This is a genomic window from Geodermatophilus sp. SYSU D00708 (assembly GCF_054050115.1).
The window spans coordinates 1-21081 of the sequence record NZ_JBJGYS010000008.1; the positions used below are offsets into that span (position 1 = coordinate 1).

Genomic DNA, 21081 nt, shown 5'->3' on the forward strand with positions numbered 1-21081 from the left:
GGCCGGGGGGGGGTGGACCCCGGGGGGGGGTGGCCCGCCCCCGCCCCGGCCGGGGGGGGGGGCGGCGGGGGGCGGGCCGCGGCGGCGACCGCGGTGCTGGGGGCGGCGGCCGTCGGCGTCCCGCTGGCCCTCCGGGGGCCGGCGCCCGCGCCCCCGCTCGACCCCGCCCCGATGGCCGCCGACGCCGCCGTCCTCGCCGAGCCGACCCGCGGCACGCTCGCCGGCGACCGCGGCTTCGTCGAGGCCCTCCGCCGGCGGGACTGGGGGCCGCTTGTGGCGCCGCCGATCGCCGAGCGGCAGGTCGTCCTGGCCACCGACACGGCGTCGGGCCGGGTCGCGCTGGTCGCGGGCACGGTCGACGAGGACCTGCGCGGCGTGTGGCTCACCGGGCCGGCCGGCGCCGCGGCCGGGGACCTGGTCGCGCACGTGCCCCCGCACCTGGGGCCGGGGCGCCCCGCGTCGCTGCTCCTCGGCGAGCCGGGGACCGCGACACTGGTCGTCGTCGCCGGCCGGGACGACGCGGTGGAGGTGTCCCCGCGGCTGCAGGTGGGCCCCCGCGGAACGGTCGCCCGCACCTACCGGCCGGTGGTGGCCGACGACGGCGTGGCGGTCGTCCCGGTGGAGGGGGCCGGCGCCGGCGCGAGCGTCCGGGTGCGCCGGGAGGGGCGGGTCGTGGACCGGTCCGCTCCCGAGCGCGCCACCGCGGCGCCGCCGGCCGCCGCCGCGCCCGACCTCGAGCCGCTGCGGCCGGTCCCGGTCCGGCCGGCCCCCGCGGTCGTCGCGGCCGCCCTCGCCGACCTCGCCGGGCCGCTGGGCACGACGCCGGAGTCGCTGGAGCCGCAGCTGCTGTGGTCGGGGCCGCTGCCGCTGCACCGGGTCCCCGGGACGGTCGCCGTCCTGGTCGGCCGCAGCCCGGGCGGCGGCCTGCTGGTGACGACGTGGGCGGAGAGCGGCACGCGGGCCACCCCGTGCGGCGTGTCGACCCCGCCGGGGACGACCGCGGTCGCCGGCCTGGTGGTCGCGCGGACCTGCGCGCTGCCCGACGAGCACGGCCGCTGGCTGGTGGTGGCCGCTCCGCCCGACGCCGTGCAGGCCGCCGTCCTGGACCGGCGCGGCGGGGTGCTCACCGCGCTGCCGCTGTCCGGCGGCGGCGCGGTGGCGCGGCTGCCCGAGGGCGCGCGGACGGTGCGCACCCTGGACGCGGCCGGCCGGGCCCTGGCCGAGGTCCCGGTCGCGGCCGCGCCCGTCACGCCGTTCGGCGACTACGGCGGCGGGCCGGTGCGCTGACCGGCGGCCGACCGGGTCGGTCGAACGTGATCATGCCGCGGAGCGACAGCCTCAGCCGGCGCCCGGGTCCCGCCGGCGCGGCACGGCCACGGTCTGCAGGTCGTCGGCGACGACCAGGTCGCCGTCGAAGACCGCCGCCGCCTCGTCCCGGTAGCGGGCCGGGTCGGGGTACCGCTGGGAGAAGTGGGTGAGCACCAGCCGGCGCACCCCGCACCGGGCGGCCACGGTGGCCGCCTGCCGGGCGGTGAGGTGGCCGTAGGCGGAGGCCAGCGCGGCGTCCTCCTCGAGGAAGGTCGACTCGACCACCAGCAGGTCGGCGCCCTCGGCGAGGGAGAAGACGGCGTCGCACAGCCGGGTGTCCATGACGAAGGCCACCCGCTGCCCCGGCCGCGGCGCGCTCACCTCGGCCAGGTGCACGACCCGGCCGCCGACGTCCAGGCGGCCCTCGCGCTGCAGCCGCCCCACGTCCGGCCCGGAGATCCCGGCGCGGGCCAGCTCGCCGGGGAGCATCCGGCGGCCGTCGGGCTCGACCAGCCGGTACCCGAAGGCCTCCACCAGGTGGTCGAGCCGGCGGGCCTCCAGCGTCCACGAGGGTCCGGCGGCCACCGGCCCGTCGCCGGTCAGCGGCACCTCGCGCAGGTCGAGCACGTCGTGGAAGACCGACGCGGCGCGCAGCCGGGCGAAGTACTCGCGGCCGGACGCCGGGAAGTGGGCGTGCACCGGGTGCGGGACCCGGTCCAGCGACATCCGCTGCACGACCCCGGGCACGCCCAGGCAGTGGTCGCCGTGGAAGTGGGTCAGGCAGATCCGGGTGACCGCGCTGCTGGGCACGCCGGCCAGCAGCATCTGCCGCTGGGTGCCCTCGCCGGGGTCGAACAGCAGGCCCTCGCCGTCCCAGCGGAGCAGGTAGCCGTTGTGGTTGCGGGTCCGGGTCGGCGCCTGGCTGGCGGTGCCGAGGACGACCAGCTCGCGGACCGTCACGCCGGCGACGGTAGTGCCGCCGGCGCGACGGTGCCGCCGGTCAGCTGTCGTGGAGGATGATGCCCCGGATGATCTTGCCCTCGTCGAGGTCCTGGTAGCCCTGGTTGACCTCGTCGAGCGTGTACCGGCGGCTGATCAGCTCGTCGAGCTTGACCCGGCCCTCGCGGTAGAGGGTGAGCAGCCGGGGGATGTCGTAGAGCGGGTTGCTCATCCCGAAGATGTGCCCCTGGATCCGCCGCTGGTAGCCGACGACCCCGCCGCCGGCCGCGAGCTGGATCTGGTTCTCCCCGGTCCGCCCCACCGAGGTGACGGTGACCTGGCCGCCCTTGCCGACGATCGCCGCGGCGGCCGAGACGACCTCGGCGGTGAGCACGCCGACGGTGCAGATCGCGTGGTCGGCGAGCTGGCCGCGGGTCATCTCGACGACGGCCTCGTGCGCCTCGCCGGCGTCGGCGAAGGTGTGGGTGGCGCCGAACTCGCGCGCCTTCTCCCGCTTGAACGCCACCGGGTCGACGACGACGAGGTTCCGCGCGCCGGCGTAGGCCGCACCCTGGACGGCGTTCATCCCGACCCCGCCCGCGCCGAAGACCACGACGGTGTCGCCGGGGGCCACCTTCGCCACGTTCACCGAGGACCCCCAGCCGGTGGGCACGCCGCACCCGACGAGCGCGGCGACCTCGAACGGGATGTCCTCGTCGATGCGCACGACGGAGGCCTCCTGGACCACCGCGCGCTGGCTGAACGTGCCCAGCATGCAGAACCCGCCGAGGTCGTTGCCCGCGTCGTCGTGGAACCGGAAGCCGCCGTCGGCGAGCTTCCCGGTGGCCATCTCCGCGCCCCGGTCGCAGAGGTTCTGGTGCCCGGTCGAGCAGTACCGGCAGACCCCGCAGGCGGGGATGAACGAGCAGACGACGTGGTCGCCCACGGCCACCCGGCGCACCGCCGAGCCGACCGCCTCGACGACACCGGCGCCCTCGTGGCCGCCGACCATCGGCAGCCGGGCGACGCTGTCCCCGGTGCGCAGGTGCTCGTCGGAGTGGCACATGCCGGAGACGGCGAAGCGGACGCGCACCTCCTCCGGCTGCGGCTCGTCCAGCTCCAGCTCGGTGACCTCCCAGGGCTTGCCCGGCTCCCGGATGATCGCGGCCCGCGTCCTCATGCTCGATGTGCTCCCTGGTGTCGTGCGGTGGTGTCGGTGGGTGGTCGTGCGGCGCCCGTGGTGCGGTGCTCGTGGTGGGTGCTCAGCCACCGGCGGCGGCGAGGGTGCTCAGCCGCCGGCGGCGGCGAGGGTGCTCAGCCGCCGGCGGCGGCGAGGGTGCTCAGCCGCCGGCGGCGGCGAGGGGTGCTCCGCCCGCCTCGTCGGCCTCCCCCGGCTGCCGGGGGTCGTAGGCGGTGAGGGCCGGCAGGTTGGCGTGCAGCCGGCGCAGCAGGGCGAGCAGCTGCTCCATCTCGGCGGGCTCGAGCCCGTCGACCAGGAGGCGCTCCCGCTGGAGGGCCACGGGGACCATCTCCTTGTGCAGCGCCGCGCCGGCGCCGGTCAGGTAGAGACGTCGGAAGCCCGGGGTGCTCTCGGCGGCGACCAGCCCGCGGTCCACCAGCGTCTTGACGCTGCGGCTGACCACCGACTTGTCCACCTGCAGCACGTTGCTGATCACCTGGGCGGTGCAGCCGGGCTCCATGCCGAGGTGGGAGATCACCCGCCAGTCGTTGACCCCGATGCCGAACTCCCGCAGGTACACCTGCGAAGCGGACGAGGACAGCGCGTTGGCGATGACCCCGAGGTAGTACGGCAGGTAGCGGTCGCGGTCGATCCGGGGGCTCATGGGCCGCCGGCGCACGGATCCGGACATGTCCCCCCGGCCCTCCTGGACACGCTGCGCCCGTGTCGTCTCGCTGCCGGTGGCCAGGCTAGTGGGCCGCACGGGGCGCCCCCTCGGCCTCGGTCGCCGGGGTCAGCGACAGCGGCACGCTGCGCCAGGCCCGCAGCGAGTTGTTCAGCTCCCGCTCGCCCTCTCCCCGCAGGGCCAGCGTCCCGACCCGCGCGGCCAGCTCCTGGAGCAGCACCTCCACCTCCGCGCGGGCGACGTGCTGGCCGATGCACTGGTGGACGCCGAGGCCGAGGTCGAGCTGGCCGTGGCCGCGCCGCTCCAGGCGGAAGGACAGCGGTTCGTCGTACCGGCGGGGGTCGGTGTCGGCCGCGGCGAGCAGCAGCATCACCTTCTCGCCGGCCGGGATCCGGACGCCGTCGACGACGACGTCGCGGGTCGTGGTCCGGAAGACGTTCTGCACCGGGGAGTCCAGGCGCAGGGTCTCCTCGAAGGCGTGCCGGGCCAGGCCGGGGTCGGCGCGCAGCAGCGCCCACTGGTCGGGGTGCGCGGCCAGCTGCCACACGGTGGCGGCGATCCCGGTGACCGTCGAGTCCAGCCCGGCGCCGAGCAGGGAGCGCACGAGCACCGGTGCCTCGTCCTCGGAGACCGTGCCGTCGTCGGTCAGCGCCCAGATCCGCGCACCCAGCCCGCTCGGGGACAACTCCTCGCGTCGGCACCGGTCCAGCACCCAGCCGGTGGCTCCCGCCGCGGCCTCCTGCGTCCGCCGGAACCGGTCGTTGAGCGGGCCGAAGCTGTTGAACAGCGAGCGCCCGTAGGGCAGCAGGTGCTCCCGCCCCTGCTCGGGCAGGCCCACGACGTCGGCGAAGACCCCGACGACGTAGGGCTCGGCCAGGTCGGTGACGGCGTCCACGTCCCGCCGGGCCAGCAGCCCGTCGATCAGCGCGGCGGCCGTGGCCGCGAACCGCGGGCGGTGCTCCTGCAGGGCCCGCGGCGACACCAGCGGGTCGACCGCGCGGCGGTACTCCTCGTGCTCGGGCGGGTCGGTCTCGAGCAGCAGGCTGCGCGGGCGCCAGGAGGGTTCCTCGCGGTAGTTCTGCAGGCCGGTCCCGGCGGAGGACTCGAAGTCGGTCCAGTTCCGCAGCACCGCCTTCACGTCGGCGTGCCGGCTGACCACGTAGCAGCCGTACCGGGCCAGGCGCACCACCGGCGCCGTCTCGCGCAGCCGGGTCTGCCACGGCACCGGGTCGGCGAGGGACTCGTCGGAGAACGGGTCGAGGTCGGTCTCCGGCGCGCTGAGCCCCAGGTCGTCGTCGACGGTCACGCGTGCACCGCCCGCCGCTCCAGGAGGAACCCGTCGTAGCCGGCGGCGACGACCTCCTCGCAGCGCTGCCGGTAGGTCGGCACGCCACCGAGGTAGGGCATGAACACCCGCGGCTTGCCCGGCACGTTCGCGCCGACGAACCACGAGGGCGCCTGCGGGTACAGCGTCCCGGCCGCCACCTCCTGCACGTGCCGTGTCCAGGCGGCCTCGGCCTCGGGATCGGGCTCGATGGTGTCGACGTCGTGCTCGCGCACGTGGCGCAGGCACTCGGCGATCCAGTCGACGTGCTGCTCGATGGAGACGATCACGTTGCTGACGACCGACGGGCTGCCCGGACCGGTGATCGTGAACATGTTGGGGAAGCCGGCGACCTGCAGGCCCAGGTAGGTCCGCGGCCCCTCCGCCCAGTGGTCCCGGAGGGCGACCCCGTCGCGGCCCCGGATGTCCATGCGCAGCAGCGGGCCGGTGACCGCGTCGAAGCCGGTGGCGAAGACCAGGGCGTCGAACTCGTGATGGCACTCGGAGGTGCGGATCCCGCGCGGGGTCACCTCGACGATCGGCGTCTCGCGCAGGTCCACCAGGGAGACGTGCGGGCGGTTGAAGGTGTCGTAGTAGCCGGTGTCGAGGCAGATCCGCTTGGTCCCGAGCGGGTAGCCCCGCGGCACGAGCTTCTCCGCGACGTCGGGGTCGCGAACGATCTCGCGGATCTTGCCGCGGACGAACTCCGCCGCGGTCTCGTTGGCCGCCGGGTCGGTGATGATGTCGGTGTAGGACGCCGGCAGGCACGCGAACAGGCCGGCGTCCCAGCACTGCTCGTAGCGCCGGGCCCGCTCCCCCGGGTCCACCTCCAGGGCCGACCGGGTGCCGCGCTCGACGAGGATCCCCGTCCGGGCCTGCAGGACCGCCGCCCGGTGCTCGCGGTACCGGGCCTTCCACTGCTGCTGGTGATCCGGGTCGAGCGGGGCGTTGCGCGCCGGGAGGCTGTAGTTCGCCGTCCGCTGGAAGACCGTCACCGACGCCGCCTGCTCGGCCAGGACCGGGATCGCCTGGATGCCCGACGAGCCCGTCCCGACGACGCCGAGCCGCAGGCCGCCGGCGTCCACGCCCTCGTGCGGCCAGTTGCTCGTGGACCAGATCGGCCCGGCGAAGGAGTCCACGCCGGGGATCTCCGGCGGTTTCGGGGCCGACAGGCAGCCGGCCGCGGTCACGAGCCAGGTGCAGGTGACGCGCTCCCCGGTGTCGGTGGTGAGCACCCAGCGGTTGGCCGCGTCGTCCCGGGCGGCCGACACCACGCGGGTGCCGAAGGTGATGTCCCGGCGCAGGTCGTACCGGTCGGCGACGTGCTCGATGTAGCGCAGGATCTCCGGCTGGGTGGCGTAGCGCTCGCTCCACTCCCACTCCTGCTCGAGCTGCGGGTCGAACGAGTAGGAGTACTCGAGGCTCGGCACGTCGCAGCGCGCGCCGGGGTAGCGGTTCCAGTACCAGGTGCCGCCGACGCCGTCGCCGGCCTCGATGACGCGGACCGACAGGCCCAGTCCGCGCACGCGGTGGACCATGTACAACCCAGCCAGCCCGGCGCCGACGATGACGACGTCCGGCTGCGGGCGATCGGTGGTGGGAGCCACGGTCGTCTCCTCGGGTCGGGTCCAGTGGGGACGGCGCAGGGGCGGCACGTGCTGCGCCGCCGCCCCCTGCGGTCAGTTGTCCGGCGTCCAGACCACCCGGTCGAGGTCGGGCTCCTGGTCGACGATGCCGAAGTGCACCGCGGCGTCGGCCAGCGGCGCGAGCTCCTGGGGCTCGAGGCCGGACTTGAAGGCCGGCAGTCCCATCGACTCGATGAGGGCGGGGTCCAGCTGGGTGTAGGTGGGCAGCTGGGCGCGGATCTCGTCGGGGTGGTCGGCGGCGTACTCCAGGGACTCCTGGATCGACTCCTGGATGCGCTGGTAGAGGTCGGGGTCCTCGGCGATCTGCTGCTCGGTGGCGAAGTACGACGAGGAGACGATCTGCTCCCCGGGCGCCAGGTCGTCGTAGGGGTTGGCGATCACCCGGGCGCCTGCGTCGGCGGCCATGCTGCAGAACGGCTCGGCGCAGACGAAGGCGTCGATGTCACCGGAGGCCAGCGCGGTGACCTGGTCGGGGAAGGACATCTCGGCGAGCTGGACCTTCGCCGGGTCCGCGCCGTCGGCCTCGACCGACACCTCGAGCAGCGCCTCGGAGAGGTTGTTCAGGGTGTTGACGCCGACCGTGCGGCCCTCGAGGTCCCCGGCGTCCTGGATCGCCGGGTCGACCGCCATGAGCATGTTGATGCCGACCTCGGGGTCGCCGGTGGCGGCGGCCGCGGGCGCGATGATCGTCAGCGGCAGCCCCTGCTCGCGAGCCTGCATCACCGAGATCACGTTGCTGAACGCGAAGTCGTACTCGCCACTGACCACGGAGGGGACCAGGGCCGCGCCGCCCTGCCCGGTGTTGAAGTGCAGCGTGAGACCGCGGTCCTCGAAGAAGCCCTTCTCCTGGCCGAGGTAGAGGACGGCCACGTCGGACACCGGGATGACCCCGACCTCCACCGTGGTCGGCTCGGCGGACGCGGAGCCCGACGTCGCCGACGCGCCGGTGGACGCCGGCTCGTCGTCGCCGCCGCAGGCGGCGAGCAGCAGGGACGCGGCCGCGGTGAGCGCCAGGGCCGCACCGGGCCCGGAGCTGCGGTGCCTGGGGACGCGCATGTCGCCTCGCTCTCGTGGGGGCCCGCACGGTGGCCGGCAGTGGCGCCCAACGTGGCCCGCGTCACAGCTGCTGTCAAGAGCGGAGTTGCAGTCACAACGCCACACGCCGCGGGATTCCCTGCGGCGCTGCGGCACCGTTCCGGCGCTTGACGGCCCCGTGGTCGCGCAGCACAGTTGCGAACGCAACCGGCCGTCGGACTCCCCGCCGGTCGTCGACGGCGCGGGCAGCCGCGCGGGAGCGGGGTGCAGGGTGGGCGCTGACGGCGTCGTGGCCGCGGGGCGGGTGGCGGTGGTGACCGGTGCGGCCAGCGGCATCGGGCTGGCGATGGTGCGGCGCTTCGCCGCGGACGACATGCGCGTGGTCATGGCCGACGTCGAGGCGCCGGTGCTCCGTGCCGCGGCCGCCGAGCTGGCCGCGGCCGGTGCCGAGGTGCTGCCGGTGGTCACCGACGTCTCCGACCCGGCCTCGGTGGAGGCCCTGCGCGACGCCGCGCTGGGGGCCTTCGGCGCGGTGCACCTGCTGTGCAACAACGCCGGCGTCGGCGGCTCGCAGGACCCGCTGTGGGAGGTCCCGCTCGCCGAGCTGGAGTGGGTGTTCGGCGTGAACCTGTGGGGCGTGGTGCACGGCGTGCGGGCCTTCCTGCCGGTGCTGCAGCAGCAGGACGTCGCCCACGTGGTCAACACCAGCTCGGTCTTCGGGCTGTTCGCCGGCTCGCTCGGCGCCTACGGGGCGTCCAAGCACGCGGTCGTGGCGCTGACCGAGTCGCTGCACTTCCAGCTGCGCGAGACCGGCTCCCACGTCGGGGTCACCGTGCTCTGCCCGAGCGCGGTGCGCACCAACTTCGACACCTCCTCCCGCAACCGGCCGGCACACGCGGGGCCGACCACGGACGAGGGCAGCGTCACCCAGGCCGCCCGCGCGGAGCTGCAGGCCCGCTCCGCGCCGCCGCGGGAGCCCGACGAGGTGGCCGACCTCGTCGTGGACGCGATCCGGACCGGGCGGTTCTACGTGCTCACCAACGCAGCCCGCGACACCGCGATCCGCCGGCGCGCCGAGGAGGTCCTGGCCGGCGGCCCGCCCACTCCCCCGCTGAGCTGGTGAGCCGGGCAGTCAGCCGCCCGCCCGGGCGCCGTACCGCTGCAGCAGGGCCGGGACGACCTCGGCCCCCACGGTGCCGGCGGCGGCCCAGCCCAGGACGACGCCCCAGGTCAGCGGGTCCAGCGGGGTGCAGCCGAAGAACCGGCTGACGCCGGGTGTGGAGACGAGCGCGACCAGCACCGCCAGCGACCCGGCGGCGGTGGCCAGCACCAGCGGGCTGCGCCGTCCGGCCCAGGCGGTCTGGCCCAGCTGGGTGGCGATGAGGGCGGCCAGGCCCATCGTCCCCGCCCGCCCGGCGGGACCGGTGAGCCGGCCGGCCGCCCACGCCCCGGTGGCGCCGGCCGCGGTGGCCGCGCCGCGGACCACGACCATCCGCCGGACGCCCTGGGAGAACCCGCGCTGCGGCCCGGCGCGCAGCACGGCTTCCAGCGGGTGCCCGGCCAGCGGCCCCTCCGACTGCTCCAGGACCGCCGCCCGCGGGGAGGCCACCGCGACGGCGAGCGCCGGGAACATGTCGGTGAGCAGGTTGACCAGCAGCAACTGGCGGGTGCCCAGCGGCGCGCGCCCCCCGAACGCGGTGCCGAGGACGGTGAAGGCCACCTCGCCGGCGTTGCCGCCGACCAGGATGGACACCGCGTCACGGACCCGCCGCCACATGGCCCGGCCCTCGCCGATGGCGTCCACCAGCCGGGTCAGGTCGAGGTCGGTGAGGACCAGGTCCGCCGCGGCCCGTGCGGCCGGGGACTCGGCTCCGGAGACGCCGATGCCCACGTCGGCCAGCCGGATCGCGGCGGCGTCGTTCACCCCGTCGCCGGTCATCGCCAGCGTGGCCCCGGCGCGGCGCAGTGCGCTGACCAGGGAGACCTTCTGCTCCGGGGAGAGCCGGGCGAAGACCGCGCCCTCCCGGACCATCCGCGCCCGCTCGCTGTCCGACGCCCGGGCGAACTGGGCGCCGGTGACCACCCGGTCGGCGCCGGGCACGCCGGCCTGCGCGGCGATCGCCCCGGCGGTCTCCGGGTGGTCGCCGGTGGCGAGCACCACCCGGACGCCGGCGGCGCGCAGCTGCTCGATCGCGGTCACCGACGACTCCCGCAGCGTGTCGGCCAGGCCGACCAGCCCGCGCAGCCGCAGGTCGTGCGCCGCGGCCTCCAGGTCGTCGGGGACGCCGTCCAGGTCGCGGTCGGCCACGGCGAGCACCCGCAGCCCGTCGGCCGCCAGCTCCTGTACCGCCGACCGCACGTCCGGCGACCCCGCGCAGCGCGCCGCGACCACCTCCGGCGCGCCCTTCACCAGCAGCCGGCCGTCCCGGACCGCCGCGGAGAAGCCGCGGTCGGCGGCGAAGGGCACGCAGGCCTGCGCCGCGCCGTCCGGGTCCACCCCGCGTTCCTGCGCGGCCTCGACCACCGCCCGGTCGGTCTCGTGCGCCCGGGCGTCGCCGTTGGCCACGCCCGCGGCGGCCAGGCGCAGCACGTCGTCCTCGTCGGAGGCGTCGGCGCCCTCGCCCAGCGGCAGCAGCCGGACCAGCCGCAGCCGGTTCTCCGTCAGCGTCCCGGTCTTGTCGAAGCACACCGTGTCGACCCGGCCGAGCGCCTCCAGCACGCGCGCGCTGCGGACCACCGCACCGCGGCGCGACAGCCGCCGCGCCGCGGCCTGCTGCGCCACGGTGGCGACCAGCGGCAGCCCCTCCGGGACGGCGGCCACGGCGACGGCGACGCCGGCGGCGACCGCCTCCCGCAGCGGACGGCGCCACAGCACACCCAGCGCCGTCACCGCCGCCCCGCCGGCGAGGGTGAGCGGCAGCACCGCCCGGGTGAGCTCGGCCAGCCGGGCCTGGACGCCGACCGGGGGTGCGGCCCCGCCGGCGGCGCGGGCGGCGCGGCCGGCCTGGGTGGCCGACCCGACGGCGACGACGACGGCCCGGCCGCTGCCGGCGACCACGGTGGTGCCGTCGTGCAGCACGCAGGTGCGGTCGGCGACGTCGGCCCCCGGTGTGGCCGGCACCGTCTTGGCCACCGGGAGGGACTCGCCGGTCAGGTTGGACTCGTCGACCTCGAGGTCGTTCGCCTCCAGCAGCCGGGCGTCGGCGGCCACCACGTCCCCGGCGGCCACGCAGACGACGTCCCCGACCCGCAGCGCGCTCGCGGGGACGTCCTCACACCGGCCGTCGACCTCCCGCCGGACGGTGACGTCCTGCTCGAGCAGCAGCGCCTCCAGGGCGGTCTCGGCGCGGAGCCGCTGCAACCCGCTGACCAGGGCGTTCATCACCGTGACCCCGCCGACCAGCAGCGCGTCGGTGTTCTCCCCGAGGGCGGCGGTGGCGCCGGCGCCGGTGGCCAGCACCGGGGTGAGCGGGTCGGCGAGCTCGGCGGCCACGGTCCGCAGGAAGCGGGCGGGCACGCGCACCACCGGCAGGGACCGCACCACCCGCACCGCCCCGGGGACCCGCCCGTCCGGCCCGTCGGGCTGCTGCGGGAGGTCGGCCAGCCGGGCGAGGACGTCGTCGGGGTCCAGCGCGTGCCACGGGGTGTGCACCGACGGCGGTGGTACCGGCCGCCGGGCGGCGCGGACCGCGGTGAGCGCGCCGTCGACCAGCGTGGCGGTGCTCGCCGTCTTGCCGGGCGCGGTCGCCTTGGCCTGCCCGTACCGGGCGCTGCCGACCGCGGCGAGCAGCCCGCCCAGCACGTTGCCGGTCACGGCGGTGGTCACCGACCGGCGGCTGACCGACCGGGCCGGGACCGTGGCGGCGACGAGAGCGCACGCGTCGACCAGGCCGGCCCCGGTGACCAGGTCCGCACCCCAGGCGGGGGCGCACCCCGGGACGACGGGGGCGATCGCGACGTCGGCGGCCATCAGCGCCGGGCCGTCCGTGGCCGACACGAGCAGCACCGCCCGCCCCTCGGCCTGCAGCCGCCGCACGGTCTCGACCAGCTGCTCCTCGGCGGGCGCCACCTCGTCGGCGGCGCCGGCGACCTCGCGGGTGCCGACGTGCCGCGGCAGCACCAGCCGGTGGCCGGCCTCGGAGGCTGCGGCCATCAGGGCCTCGGCGTGCGGGTCGAGTTCCGGCGCGATGGTCACCACGCCCACCCGGCGGCGCCCGCGCAGCAGGCTGCGGACCTCGCCGCCCTCGGCGCCGTCCGCGGTGCGCGCCGGGCCCAGCCGGACCCGGGGCTCGCCGTCGTCGTCGCCGTCGGGCGCGGCGTCGTGCTCGCCCAGCAGCCGCACCGCGGCGGTCCACACGGCGGCGTCGTCCCAGCCCTCGGCGGTGGCGGTCGCCTCGATGACGACGGGCGGGCCGGTGCACAGGGTCGCGGCGTCGAGGACGACGGTGTCGACGCGGTCGAGCCGCCGGTAGGCCGCGCCGTCCAGCGGCAGGACCCCGCGCCGGCACATCAGCAGGTCCAGCGTGGCGCCGAAGGACTCCCGGCCCAGGCCCGCGGCCTTGGGGTTCTGCGACTTGAGCATGTCCGCCGCCCGCCCGGGGCTGCCGGTGAGCGGCAGCATCCCCAGCGCGGCGGCGAGCGAGATCGGCTCCAGGCGGGCGCGGTAGGTCTCGACGGGCCCGTCCGGCAGTGGCTGGGGGCGCTTCCCGGGCGGGGTGAGCGGCTCGCTCTCGTCCTCCGGCTCGGGGCCGCACAGCTCCGCCTCGCGGCGCTGCCACACCTGGCGGCGGGCGCGCAGCTCCGCCACCTGCTGGATGGCGGCCGCGGCGTTGAGCGCCGGGATGGCCGGGCTCTGCGTCAGCGCGTGCAGGAACGCGCTCGTCCCGTTGAACACGAGGTCGGTGCCGATGACACCGACCCGCTTCTCCAGGTTGGACCGGACCCAGCGCTGGCTGTCGAGCAGGGCGATGGCGAGGGTGACGTGCCGGGACACCGCCGGGATCGGCAGCACCTTGGCCAGGTAGGCGACGCCGACCGAGGCGGTGTCGACGGCGGCCGCCACGGCCGCGGCGAGCAGCGGCTCGAGATCGGCCGGGTGCTCCACCGACTCGGGGAAGACCTGCGCACCACCCCGGGCCTGCTCGATGGCGGTCACCGCGCCGACGACGTCCCCGATGCCCACCCGGCGCTCGTCGAACGCGACGAAGACCCGGCCGACGACGTCGTTGACCGTCGCCCACTGGACACCCTCGAGCCGCTCGAGCTGGCGGCGCAGCGCCCGGCGCACCTCCGGCTGCTCCTCGACCGAGGGGGCGCACACCTCCAGCTGGACGTGCCCGCGGTCGGCCCACACCCGCCGGGTGTGCCGGTGCTTCGGCGGCTCGACCATGCCCCTGGCGGCGTCGAGCAGCGAGTGCAGGTGCCCGTCGGGGACAGGGTCGGCGCCGGTGAGCACGGTGCCGACGGTGCGGGCCCCGGTGACCGCCGCGGTGTGGGCCAGTCGGCGGCCGACGCCGACTGCCGCGGTGGTGACCTCGCCCGCAGTCCGCACGGTGGCCCGCGCCGGTCCGCCCAGCAGGCCGGCCGTGACCAGCGCGGGGGCGGCGGCCAGGCCGATGCCGAGGCGGGCAGCCGCGCCCGCGGCGCCGCGTGCGGCGTCGATCCGGCGGAGCAGGCCCATGGGCGTCCCTCGAACGGTGGTGCCGGAACGCTACGCCGCCGGAACGGGATCGGCTCGACGAGCGGATCTCCCGTCTGCGGTGTGATCCACGTTACTTTCGGCCGACCGCCCCGACTCCTGGAGGACCCATGGACAGGCTGCGCTTCGGCACGTTCCTCGCCCCGTTCCACCCCGCCGGGGAGAACCCGACGCTGGCCCTGCAGCGGGACCTGGAACTGGTCGAGCACCTGGACCGCCTCGGCTACGACGAGGCGTGGATCGGCGAGCACCACTCAGCGGGGACCGAGATCATCGCCTCGCCGGAGATCTTCATCGCCGCGGCGGCGGAGCGGACCCGGCACATCAAGCTCGGCACCGGCGTCACCTCGATCGCCTACCACAACCCGCTGTGGGTGGCCGAGCGCATGGTGCTGCTCGACCACCTCACCCGGGGGCGGGCGATGCTCGGCTGCGGCCCCGGCTCCCTGCCCACCGACTCGATGATGCTGGGGCTCAACCCGACCGACACCCGCGAGCTGCTCGAGGTCGACCTCGACATCATCATGCGGCTGCTGCGCGGGGAGACCGTCACCCAGAAGACCCGCACGCACGAGCTGGTCAACGCCCGACTGCACCTGCGGCCCTACACCGAGCCGCGCTTCGAGGTGGCCGTCGCGGCGGTCGCCTCTCCCACCGGGCCCCGCATGGCCGGCCAGCACGGCATCGGGCTGCTCTCCATCGGGGCGACCCTCACCAAGGAGGGCTTCGACGCGCTCGCCCACCACTGGAACGTCGTCCAGGAGCGGGCCGAGCACTTCGGCCAGACGGTGTCACGGCGCGACTGGCGGCTGGTCGGGCTGATGCACGTCGCCGAGACGCGGGAGCAGGCCTACGCCGACGTCCAGTACGGCATCGAGACCTGGTTCCGGTACTTTCAGAAGACCGCGGCCTTCCCGCAGATGGCGGTCGAGGGCGGCGACGCCAAGGAGATGATCGACTTCATCAACGAGGCCGGCATCGGTGCGATCGGCACCGTCGAGGACGCCCGCGCCCAGGTGCAGCGGCTGTGGGACCAGTCCGGCGGGTTCGGCTGCATGCTGCTGCTCGGCCACGAGTGGGCCAACCCGCAGGCCACCAAGCGGTCGTGGGAACTGATCGCCCAGCGCGTCGTGCCGCACTTCCAGGGCGGCGAGGTGAGCCACGCGCAGCAGACGCTGGACTGGAAGGAGTACGCCAGCGGCAAGCGGGAGGACTACGCGGCCCAGCAGATGCAGGCGGTGGCCACGATGACCGAGCGGTACGAGAAGGAGAAGGCCGAGCACTGAGAAAGGACCCCCTGCCCCCCACCGCTCGCGAGCTCGCGGCGGGACCCTGCGGGGGGCCGAGGCCCAGGGCGGCCCGACGGGGCTCATCATCCCCCTGCCCGCCCGCCCGCTGGCCGCTCCCCGGGGCGGCCGGCGGGTCAGGGCAGCGGGAACGAGTGGTGCTCGTGCGCGACCACCCAGCGGCCGTCCTCCCGGCGCAGGCCCAGGGTCAGCCGCAGCCGTCGGCCCGGGGCCTCCGCGAGCTCCTCGGGGGTGCCGCAGCGCAGCAGCGCGTGGGCGTAGGCCACGTCGGACCCGGCCGTGACGTCGAGCTCGACCAGCTCGAACGACGCGCCCTGGCGCTGCCACGCGAAGAACGCCGGCCAGATCTCGCGGTAGGCGGCCAGCCCGCGGACGCCGTCGTCCGGCGGCGGGACGTCGAACACGACGACGTCCTCGGCGTGGTCGGCGAGGACCGCGTCGAGGTCGCCGGTGTGCACCGCCGCCGCCCAGCGGGTCACCAGGTCGCGGATGGCTGCCGCGTCGTCGCTCATGCCGGTTCCGACCGCGCCTCCGGGGCGGACTCATCGGCGCGACCGTCCGCCTCCTCGTCGGGCACCAGCTCGTAGCGGCGGCCGTAGGTCTCGACCACCGCCTGGACCGCGGCGACGACGGGGATGGAGACCAGCGCGCCCATCGGCCCGAACAGCGCCGCCCCGACGATGACCGACCCGAACGCGACCGCGGGGTGGATCTCCACGGTGCGCGCGGTGATCCGCGGGCCGAGGAGGTAGTTCTCCACCTGCTGGTAGACCGCGCCGAAGACCACCACCCAGACCGCGTCGATCGGCTGGCCGGCCAGGGCGATGAGCGCCGGGACGCCGATGGCCAGGTAGGTGCCGATCGTCGGGATGAACTGCGAGACCACCCCGGTCCACAGCGCCAGCGGCAGCCAGAACGGGACGCCGAGGACCCACAGGAGGATGCCGGTGGCGAAGGCGCTGATGAAGGCCAGGAGGAAGCGGGACACGAGGTACCCGCCGGTCTTCTGCGCGGCGATCGCCCACACCGTGGAGATCACCCGCTGCTGGCGCGGCGGGAACCACCGGGCGACGGTGGCGCGCAGCACCGGGCCCTGCGCGGACATGTAGTAGGCGAAGAGCAGGAACGTCAGGCCCTGGAACAGCAGCCCGACCAGCGCGGTGAGGATGCCGACGACACCCGGGGTGAGGTCGGACAGGATGCCCTGCACCCGCGCCGGCGTGAGGTCGAGGGAGTCGACGATGTCACTGGGCCGGAAGGACGAGTCGAAGGTGCGGTTGACCCAGAGGACCACCTCCTCGACGACGCCGGGCAGGGCCCGGAGGAGCTCGATGAGCTGGTCGACCAGCAGCGTCCCGAAGACCGCGAGGAAGCCCACGGCCAGCGCGGTCACCGCGAACAGGACCAGGCCGGTGGCCGCGCCCCGGCGCAGGCCGGCGCGGGTGAGCCGCTCGACCACCGGCTCCACGCTGATGGAGAACAGCCAGGCGAGGAACAACAGCCCGAGGAAGCCGCGCAGGCTGGCGAAGGCCCACACGGCCACCTGGAAGACGGCGACCGCGACGAGCGCGAAGACCACGCCGCGCCGCAGCCAGGGCGGGGCCTGCCGGAACCAGCCGGCCTCGTCGGCGGGGCGCCGGGCGGCCGGCTCCCCCCGGCGGGGACCTGCGCGTTCGTCGCCGTCCACGCGCGGACGCTAGACCCTCCCGCCCGCCGGCGGCACCGGTCGCCGGCGGGACCCGGCGTGCGCGGCGCCGTTCCCGCCCGCCACGATGGGGGCATGGCCGACACCAGCGAGGACGTGCAGGCGGTGCTCGAGGCGGAGGACCGCCGCTACCGGGCGATGGTCGAGGGCGACCTCACCGCGCTGGACGCCCTCCTGGCCCCGGGGATGAGCTACGCCCACTCCAGCGGCAGGCGCGACACCAAGGACGAGTACCTCGACAAGCTCAGGACGGGCTACTACGTCTACCGCAGCGCGGAGCACCCGGTCGAGCGGGTCGAGGTGGCCGGCGACGCGGCGATCGTCATCGGCCGGATGACCTCGGACGTCGTGGTGGACGGCACGCCGAAGCACATCGACAACCTCGCCCTCGCCGTCTGGACCCGCGCGGACGGCAGCTGGCGGATGCTGGCCTACGCGCCGACGTCGCTGCCCCGCTGACCCCCGCTCAGCCCACGCGGAAGAAGTCGAAGACCACCGCGGCGGGGTGGCGCACCCCGGAGCCGACGAAGACGTGCGAGGTGAGCATCGCCAGCCGGGGCGCGTCGGTCTCGAAGCGGGGCGTGGACCGGAAGTAGATGCGCGCCGGGTCGACCGGGAGGTCCTGCCGCAGCCGGGCGACGTCCTCGGCCGAGCCGGTGCGCAGGCCCAGGTTCTCGACGTACACCCGCTCGCCCCGGTCGCTCTCCAGGACGTAGCGCGCCTCGGCCACCGTCTCGGTCTCGGTGCGGATGACCTGGAAGTCCGCGCCGCCGGGGAGGACCCGGCCGGTCATCAGCGGCCCGGACACCGTCCCGCCGGTGATCGGGATGACCCGCCGGTGCCCGGCGGGGGTCGTCCCGATCTCGATCGGCCGGTCGACGGTCACCTCCAGGTGCAGCACGTGCTCGAGCGGCGGCGGGACGACGGTCACGGTTCTCCTGGGGCGGTCGGGTGCGGGTCGCTGCGATCCTGCCCTGCCTCTCCGGACCACCCGCGCAGCAGGGCGCCCGGGTCGACCAGCAGCGCGTCGGCGTCCCACGAGGTGCCGCGCAGGTCCCGGACGACGACCGGGACGTCCGTGTCGAGGGCGCGCTCGCTGACGCCGACGACGGTCGCCCCGGCTGCGCGACCGGCGGCGATCCCGGCCGGGCTGTCCTCGAGGACGGCGCACTCCCCCGGCGGCCGGCCGAGCGCCTCGGCGGCGGCGCGGTAGCCGGCCGGGTCGGGCTTGCCCGCGGAGACGTCCTGGGCGCAGACCAGCACCGCGGGCAGCGGGAGGCCGGCCGCGGCGAGCCGGGCGGTGACCAGTTCCCGGCGTCCGGAGGTGACGACCGCCCACGTCCCGGCGGGCAGGGACGCGAGCAGGTCCGCGGCCCCGGGCACGGCGCTCACCCGGGCGGCGTCCTCGACCTCGTAGCGGTCGATGGCCGCCAGCGCGTCGGTGCGCCCGGCCTCGTCCACGAGCAGCGCGACGGTGTCCGCCGTCCGTCGCCCGTGCACCACCGCGGCGACCGCCCGGGGGTCCAGCCCGCGCTCCCGGGCCCAGCGCGACCAGGACAGCTCGACGCTGGCGTCGGAGTCGACCAGCACGCCGTCGGCGTCGAAGAGCAGCCCTCGACAGGGGACGCGCAGGCTGACCACCTCAACGATCCTGCCGCAGCGACACTCGGTGCAGTCTCCGCAACCGAAGGGATCGGGTCGGGCGGGGTCAGGCGGCGGCGGGTCAGGCCGCGGGGGGCCCGCGGCGGGTCAGGCGGCGGCGGGGAGCAGTGGGCCGGTGTGGATCGGGGTGCCGTCGGGGCGCCAGGTGCGCCATCGGCCGTCGGGTCGTCGCTCGACGCGGAAGCCGTGGTGCACCTTGGTGTGGTGCCGCTCGCAGAGGAGAGCGGAGTTGTCCAGGCTGGTGTGGCCGCCGTGGATCCACTCCAGCACGTGGTGCACGTCGCACCACCAGGTGGGGGCGCCGCAGCCGGCGAACACGCAGCCGCCGTCGCGCACCTCCACCGCCCGCCGCAGGTGGGGCGGGACGAGGCGGAGGGTGCGGCCGTAGTCCAGCGGGACCCCGTCGGGGCCGAGCACGATCCGGGTGAGCTGTCCGTCGCAGGCCAGCCACCGGGCGCGCGCCGCGGAGATCACCGCCCCGAGGCGAGCGTGCCGGCACCGGAGGCGGTGGCCGGGTCGACCAGGTCCTCGATGCCGATCTGCACCAGCACCTGCGGCTTGTGCCCGCGCAGCTGCGGCAGCGACCCGGCGGCCAAGGCGTTGTCGCACAGCTGCACCAGCGCGTCGGCCAGCTGCTGCGGCCGGGAGCGGTCGTCGGCGGCGCAGCGGCCGGCCTGCACGACCGACTCCAGCGCGGCGGCCAGCTTCTCCCCGCCGACCGCGTCCAGGTCGAACCGGCCCGTGAGCGACCCGTCGGCGTGGCGGGCGATGGTCAGCCGCCGACCCGCGGTCGGATCCGGCTCGGGCCCGTCGGGATCGAGGCGGGCCAGGTAGTGGTGCACCACCTGCCGCAGCTCGTCGTGCGGCCGCTCCGCGGCGACCTGCGCCAGCACCGCGTCCACCTCGCCGAGGTCGGCACCGGCGGCGGCCGCGGCGGCCTGCGCCTCCGGGCGGGTGATCGGCTCGATGAGCGCGACCTGGCCCTCGGTCACCGCCCCGGCGGCGAAAGCCGCCCCGACGGCGGGCAGGTGTTCCAGCGCCCGCCCGGCGCGGACCACCCGGCCGGCCTCGGCCACCGACAGGTGCCCGTGCCCGCGCAGCCACGACGCCATCGACTTCAGCCCGTCGAACTCCGCCGCCCCGGTGCCCTCGCACTCGGCCACCGTGCGCGCCACCTCGGCGGCCAGCCGGTTCTGCGCGCACAACAGCCCGCGCAGCCGGACCAGCAGCGCCGGCCCGAACAACCGCGCCAGCTCCTCCCCGCCGAGGGTGTCGAGGGCTGCGGTCAGCTCGTCCACGACACCTCCCCAACGGTTCGATCACGTGTTCGAAGTCTACCGCCGCAAGGCCCCCGCCGCAGCTCGAATCCCCAGCTCAGAGCGCTGTCCACAGATCATCGCAGGGGCTTGACTCGTGCTCGACGCACCGCCGCAGCAGCACGACCGACGACCGCGGTGTCCCGGCGATCACGAAGCCACGGGTCACCCCGACGAACCCGGGAAGGGCGCCGGCGCTGACCCGTCGAGCGCTACTCCTCGCTCGGGGCCGGCTTCCCGCGGCCGGTGCGGCGCCGGCCCAACCAGCGGATCAACCGCGCCAGCGCCAGCTCCAGGCCGGCGTCGTTCCCCGCGCTGGACTGCTGACCGAGGAAGTCCGCCCCGGTGTCGCGTCGCGGTGAGCCGTCCCCCCAGGGACCGCGGTCGAGGGTGCCCATCGCCACTCCTGGGTCAGGCCTGCGCTGCTCACGCCCACTGTGCCGTACGCGTCGCGGTCCGTCGCGGAGGTCGCCCCAGTGGCGGACGAGGGTCAGACGCGCCGCAGGTGGCCGGTGACCAGGTCGGCGACGGCGCGCATCCCGGCGGCGTTCGGGTGGTACGGCACGACGCCGCCGGCCGTCACGTCGCCGAACTCCCAGCCGGTGACCCACGGATCCGCGGAGCAGACCGAGTGGTCGCGGCTGGCCGCCGACGCGCGCACGAGGTCGGCGCCGGCCGCCCGGGCGGCGGTCGCGGTGGCCGCCTCCAGCTGCTCGGCGATCCCGCGGCAGAGGGCGAGGTCGCCGTCGTCCATGGGCAGGGCCGGGCACCCGCCGCCGGACGGCGGCAGCACGGTGAGGTAGTCGACGAGCACCACGCGGGCGCGGGGCGCCCGCTCCCGCACCGCTGCCACGGCCGCGGTCAGCTCCACGGCCAGCCCGCCCAGCGCCCGCTCGACGGCGGCCGGGTCCACCGGCGCGCCGAAGAACGCGCGGGCCGAGGCGGGCGCGGCCGAGGGCGCCACCCGGTACGAGCAGCGCAGCATCGTCAGCAGGTACTCGACGTCGTTGCCGCCGACGGTGACCGTGACCAGGTCGGTCCGCTCGTCGACGGCGTCGATCTGCGGCGGCACGGTGGCCCCGCCGAGCAGCACCTGCGGCGTCCGGACGACGGAGGCCAGGGTGGCGCCGCCGCAGGAGACGTCCACGAGGTCCAGGCCGAGCCGCTCGGCGACCAGGTGCGGGTAGTTGGCGCCCGAGCGCCCGCAGCCGGGCTCCAGCACCGGCTCGATGCCCGGCCCGGCCGCGAACGAGCTGCCCAGGGCCACGTAGCGCAC

At 76.1% G+C, this 21081-nt stretch carries 19 protein-coding genes; 4 read left to right on the forward strand and 15 right to left on the reverse strand.

Annotated features, from left to right (window positions below):
* The first annotated feature begins 93 nt into the window (after positions 1–93).
* Entirely contained in the window at positions 94–1287 is a 1194-nt protein-coding gene (locus ACI79D_RS08910) for a hypothetical protein (protein WP_456918010.1), read from the forward strand.
* Between the two features lie 51 nt (positions 1288–1338).
* Here ACI79D_RS08910 and ACI79D_RS08915 read toward each other — a convergent pair whose 3' ends face one another.
* The 6 genes from ACI79D_RS08915 to ACI79D_RS08940 all read right to left on the reverse strand — a co-directional run bounded on the left by ACI79D_RS08915 (position 1339) and on the right by ACI79D_RS08940 (position 8138).
* Complete coding sequence (locus tag ACI79D_RS08915) at positions 1339–2268, reverse strand: ribonuclease Z (protein WP_456918011.1); 930 nt, start codon at positions 2266–2268, stop codon at positions 1339–1341.
* 40 nt (positions 2269–2308) lie between these two features.
* The gene (locus ACI79D_RS08920; RefSeq protein WP_456918012.1) at positions 2309–3427 is read right to left on the reverse strand and encodes an NDMA-dependent alcohol dehydrogenase; all 1119 of its coding nucleotides are present in this window, start codon (positions 3425–3427) and stop codon (positions 2309–2311) included.
* 160 nt (positions 3428–3587) lie between these two features.
* Positions 3588–4118, reverse strand: coding sequence for a MarR family winged helix-turn-helix transcriptional regulator (locus tag ACI79D_RS08925; RefSeq protein WP_456918013.1), 531 nt, complete (start codon positions 4116–4118; stop codon positions 3588–3590).
* A 58-nt stretch (positions 4119–4176) separates the two neighbouring features.
* A complete protein-coding gene (locus ACI79D_RS08930; protein ID WP_456918014.1) occupies positions 4177–5418 on the reverse strand; it encodes a cytochrome P450 in 1242 nt (413 codons plus the stop codon).
* Positions 5415–7043, reverse strand: coding sequence for a flavin-containing monooxygenase (locus ACI79D_RS08935; protein ID WP_456918015.1), 1629 nt, complete (start codon positions 7041–7043; stop codon positions 5415–5417). The genes ACI79D_RS08930 and ACI79D_RS08935 overlap by 4 nt, the downstream gene beginning before the upstream one ends.
* A 72-nt stretch (positions 7044–7115) precedes the next feature.
* On the reverse strand, positions 7116–8138 hold the full coding sequence (locus ACI79D_RS08940; RefSeq protein WP_456918016.1) for an ABC transporter substrate-binding protein: 1023 nt from the start codon (positions 8136–8138) through the stop codon (positions 7116–7118).
* 250 nt (positions 8139–8388) lie between these two features.
* Between ACI79D_RS08940 and ACI79D_RS08945 the strand changes: the two genes are divergently transcribed.
* On the forward strand, positions 8389–9240 hold the full coding sequence (locus tag ACI79D_RS08945; protein WP_456918017.1) for an SDR family NAD(P)-dependent oxidoreductase: 852 nt from the start codon (positions 8389–8391) through the stop codon (positions 9238–9240).
* Between the two features lie 9 nt (positions 9241–9249).
* On the opposite strand, the gene ACI79D_RS08950 is transcribed toward ACI79D_RS08945, so the two are convergent.
* On the reverse strand, positions 9250–13797 hold the full coding sequence (locus ACI79D_RS08950; protein ID WP_456918018.1) for a cation-translocating P-type ATPase: 4548 nt from the start codon (positions 13795–13797) through the stop codon (positions 9250–9252).
* Between the two features lie 128 nt (positions 13798–13925).
* Here ACI79D_RS08950 and ACI79D_RS08955 point away from each other — a divergent pair, with 128 nt between their 5' ends.
* Entirely contained in the window at positions 13926–15101 is a 1176-nt protein-coding gene (locus ACI79D_RS08955) for an LLM class flavin-dependent oxidoreductase (RefSeq protein ID WP_456918019.1), read from the forward strand.
* A 137-nt stretch (positions 15102–15238) separates the two neighbouring features.
* Here ACI79D_RS08955 and ACI79D_RS08960 read toward each other — a convergent pair whose 3' ends face one another.
* Both ACI79D_RS08960 and ACI79D_RS08965 read right to left on the reverse strand, forming a co-directional pair.
* On the reverse strand, positions 15239–15634 hold the full coding sequence (locus ACI79D_RS08960; RefSeq protein ID WP_456918020.1) for a YybH family protein: 396 nt from the start codon (positions 15632–15634) through the stop codon (positions 15239–15241).
* Positions 15631–16809, reverse strand: coding sequence for an AI-2E family transporter (locus tag ACI79D_RS08965; protein ID WP_456918021.1), 1179 nt, complete (start codon positions 16807–16809; stop codon positions 15631–15633). Before ACI79D_RS08965 ends, ACI79D_RS08960 begins: the two co-directional genes overlap by 4 nt.
* A gap of 93 nt (positions 16810–16902) precedes the next feature.
* Here ACI79D_RS08965 and ACI79D_RS08970 point away from each other — a divergent pair, with 93 nt between their 5' ends.
* Positions 16903–17286 carry a nuclear transport factor 2 family protein gene (locus ACI79D_RS08970; protein ID WP_456918022.1) on the forward strand — a complete coding sequence of 128 codons (384 nt, stop codon included), beginning with the start codon at positions 16903–16905 and terminating at the stop codon, positions 17284–17286.
* 7 nt (positions 17287–17293) lie between these two features.
* Here the strand turns inward: ACI79D_RS08970 and ACI79D_RS08975 are convergent, their stop codons facing one another.
* The 6 genes from ACI79D_RS08975 to ACI79D_RS09000 all read right to left on the reverse strand — a co-directional run bounded on the left by ACI79D_RS08975 (position 17294) and on the right by ACI79D_RS09000 (position 21081).
* A complete protein-coding gene (locus ACI79D_RS08975; protein WP_456918023.1) occupies positions 17294–17758 on the reverse strand; it encodes a DUF3237 domain-containing protein in 465 nt (154 codons plus the stop codon).
* Positions 17755–18468 carry an HAD-IA family hydrolase gene (locus tag ACI79D_RS08980; RefSeq protein ID WP_456918024.1) on the reverse strand — a complete coding sequence of 238 codons (714 nt, stop codon included), beginning with the start codon at positions 18466–18468 and terminating at the stop codon, positions 17755–17757. Before ACI79D_RS08980 ends, ACI79D_RS08975 begins: the two co-directional genes overlap by 4 nt.
* Positions 18469–18576: 108 nt before the next feature.
* Positions 18577–18963 carry an HNH endonuclease gene (locus ACI79D_RS08985; protein ID WP_456918025.1) on the reverse strand — a complete coding sequence of 129 codons (387 nt, stop codon included), beginning with the start codon at positions 18961–18963 and terminating at the stop codon, positions 18577–18579.
* On the reverse strand, positions 18960–19787 hold the full coding sequence (locus ACI79D_RS08990; RefSeq protein ID WP_456918026.1) for a DUF222 domain-containing protein: 828 nt from the start codon (positions 19785–19787) through the stop codon (positions 18960–18962). Before ACI79D_RS08990 ends, ACI79D_RS08985 begins: the two co-directional genes overlap by 4 nt.
* 230 nt (positions 19788–20017) lie before the next feature.
* Entirely contained in the window at positions 20018–20203 is a 186-nt protein-coding gene (locus ACI79D_RS08995) for a hypothetical protein (protein WP_456918027.1), read from the reverse strand.
* 92 nt (positions 20204–20295) lie between these two features.
* Positions 20296–21081 (reverse strand): SGNH/GDSL hydrolase family protein, encoded by a 786-nt coding sequence (locus ACI79D_RS09000; protein ID WP_456918028.1) that lies wholly within the window; start codon positions 21079–21081, stop codon positions 20296–20298.